This is a genomic window from Brevundimonas sp. EAKA, from assembly GCF_000698025.1.
Classification (GTDB): Bacteria; Pseudomonadota; Alphaproteobacteria; order Caulobacterales; family Caulobacteraceae; genus Brevundimonas; species Brevundimonas mediterranea_A.
Map to the genome: position 1 here is coordinate 1 of NZ_JMQR01000228.1, position 2,164 is coordinate 2,164.

The window sequence follows — 2,164 nt, forward strand, 5'->3', positions numbered from 1 at the left end:
TTTTTTTTCAGAGGGAAGAGCGGAAAGCGGGCTGCCTGGGGAGTCTGGGGGCGTGGGAGTGGTGAAAAAAAGCGAGCCCCGGCCAAGGGCCCCCCCCGCCCCCCCGCCCCGGCTCCGCAGGGGGCCCCCCCAGGGGGCCAGGAACCCGCCCCCCCCCGCCCCGCCCCCGCGCCGGGGCCCCGGCCCCCAGCCGCACCTTAAATTCTGGCTCCGACCAGTCCACCCGCCACAGCTCGACCTTCGCCCCATCGAACCGCCCCGCCGCCACATCCGCCTCGGTGATCGCCGCGTCATCCAGCGCGCCCGCCGCCGAGACCGACCCCGCCGCCAGGCCCACGGCGCTCTCGGCCGCCCCGGCGGTCCAGCCGCTCCCGGCCCGACATACCAATCCGTCCACCGCCAGGTCCCGGTCGTGATCGGTGAACCCCGTCACCGCCCCGTCGGCCCGCTCCAGCCGCCAGACATGACAAAGCCTCGCCGCCCCGCTCTCGATGCGGGCGGCCATTTCGTCCGGTATGTCTCTCATCGTCACCTCTGTCGTGAGGGCGTGACTCGTGAATCGTGAGCGGCGGCCTGCCGAGCCACGCCGCCCCTCTCCTCACCATTCACCCGCTTCAGACCCGCACCTCGATCAGCGGAACCGCCGCCATCCGCCCGGCGTCGAAACTCTCCAGGGTCGTCTCGATCCGGTCCGTGTCGAACCGCACCGGGGTGTCGAACTGAAAGCCCGCCGTCACCGCAGCGCCCGCCGCCGGCGCGACCGCCAGGCTCACCGCCCCGGTCGCCGCGTCCACCGCAAAGCCCGAAGTCTCGACGCCCCCGACCGCGACCCTGACCGTCCCCTCGACCGGCTTGACGATCGACCGCTCCACGTCGCCATAGGCCTTGATCAGCGGGAACACCGTCCGCACCCCGTCGCCGACGCCCAGCGCCTGATCCCCCGCCGAGACCATCCCGCTGGGCGCGCACGACTTGAAATCGGCGAAGTCCTTGAACCGGAACCCGTACAGCCGCCCCCGCCGCGCCTCGAAGAAGGCGATCAGCGCCGCCATGTCGTCCAGCGACCTCAGGTTCGCCCCGATCAGATACCGCCGACGCCCCATCGCCCAGGGGCTGGACCGCCGCTCGAATCCGGAGCCCAGGGTGGTGATCTCCGTCCTTCGCTCGACCCCGCCGGTCGAGCCGAAGGCCAGCCGCGCGGGCAGCCGCACCTCATGGAAGTCCATCCGAACCTGTCCCCTGTTTCACTTGTTCGCAGAGCGCCGCTCGTCCATGCTCGCCCCATCGCGGCCGCAATGGCCGTATCGAGACGGGAGCGAAGACTTGCGCGGCGAAATCCTCAGCTATGACACCACGGCCGGAACCGGCCTGATCAGCGGCGACGACGGCGTGCGCTACAGTTTCGTCTCATCCAGCCTTCAGTCCCCGGCCGTGCCCGCCGCCGGCGTCCGCGTCGACTTCGTGCCCGAGGGTGAAGAGGCGACACAGATCCTGATCCTGGCCGGCGCCCCCTCGACCGTCGGCGTCGCCGGCGGTCTGTCCGCCTCGACCGACACCACCCTCGCCGGCTTTGACTGGCAGAAGCTGTTCCTGTCGTTCGAGGGCCGCGTCCGTCGTAGCCATTTCTGGATCGGCTGGCTGGTCCTGCTGGGCGTCAATGTGGTCATCAGCTGGATCCCCGTCATCAACCTGCTCGGCTTCGTGCTGATCTGGCCGAACCTCGCCATTTCGGTGAAGCGCCTGCACGACATGGGCAAGACCGGCTGGCTGGTCGCCATCCCCTGGGTCGCATCGACCGTCTTCCTGATCATCGGCTTCTTCATGGTGATGGGCGCCGCCATCGCCGGCGGCGTGGGCGCCGACTATTACGAGAACAATCCCGCCGCTCTCTTCGCCATGATGGGACCGGCCGTGGGCGCCTTCGTCCTCGCCGCCCTGGTCCCCCTGGCCTTCCTGCTGTGGATCGGCCTGGTGGAAGGCGATCAGGGCGACAACCGCTTCGGCCCGAACCCCAAGAGCGAATAGCCTCATTGCCTGAGTGACTTCAGCGCCGCCCCGTCCTCGACGGGGCGGCGTTTCTACATCCGCCGCGCCCCCAGGCTGACCGCCCGCGCCAGCATCTGGGCGATCTGCGCCTCGGCCCGCACCAGGTCCGGCGCCCCGC

The 2,164-nt window shown here is 70.2% G+C and carries 3 protein-coding genes; 1 reads left to right on the forward strand and 2 read right to left on the reverse strand.

Going from position 1 to position 2,164, the window contains the following annotated elements:
- Positions 1-7: 7 nt before the first annotated feature.
- Together ER13_RS17080 and ER13_RS17085 are read right to left on the reverse strand one after the other, a co-directional pair.
- Positions 8-526 carry a DUF2163 domain-containing protein gene (locus tag ER13_RS17080; RefSeq protein ID WP_081836275.1) on the reverse strand — a complete coding sequence of 173 codons (519 nt, stop codon included), beginning with the start codon at positions 524-526 and terminating at the stop codon, positions 8-10.
- 88 nt (positions 527-614) lie between these two features.
- Positions 615-1,226 carry a DUF2460 domain-containing protein gene (locus tag ER13_RS17085; protein WP_035311268.1) on the reverse strand — a complete coding sequence of 204 codons (612 nt, stop codon included), beginning with the start codon at positions 1,224-1,226 and terminating at the stop codon, positions 615-617.
- Between the two features lie 97 nt (positions 1,227-1,323).
- On the opposite strand from ER13_RS17085, the gene ER13_RS17090 reads away from it, so the two are divergent.
- Positions 1,324-2,025 carry a DUF805 domain-containing protein gene (locus ER13_RS17090; RefSeq protein ID WP_008260725.1) on the forward strand — a complete coding sequence of 234 codons (702 nt, stop codon included), beginning with the start codon at positions 1,324-1,326 and terminating at the stop codon, positions 2,023-2,025.
- Positions 2,026-2,164: the final 139 nt, after the last annotated feature.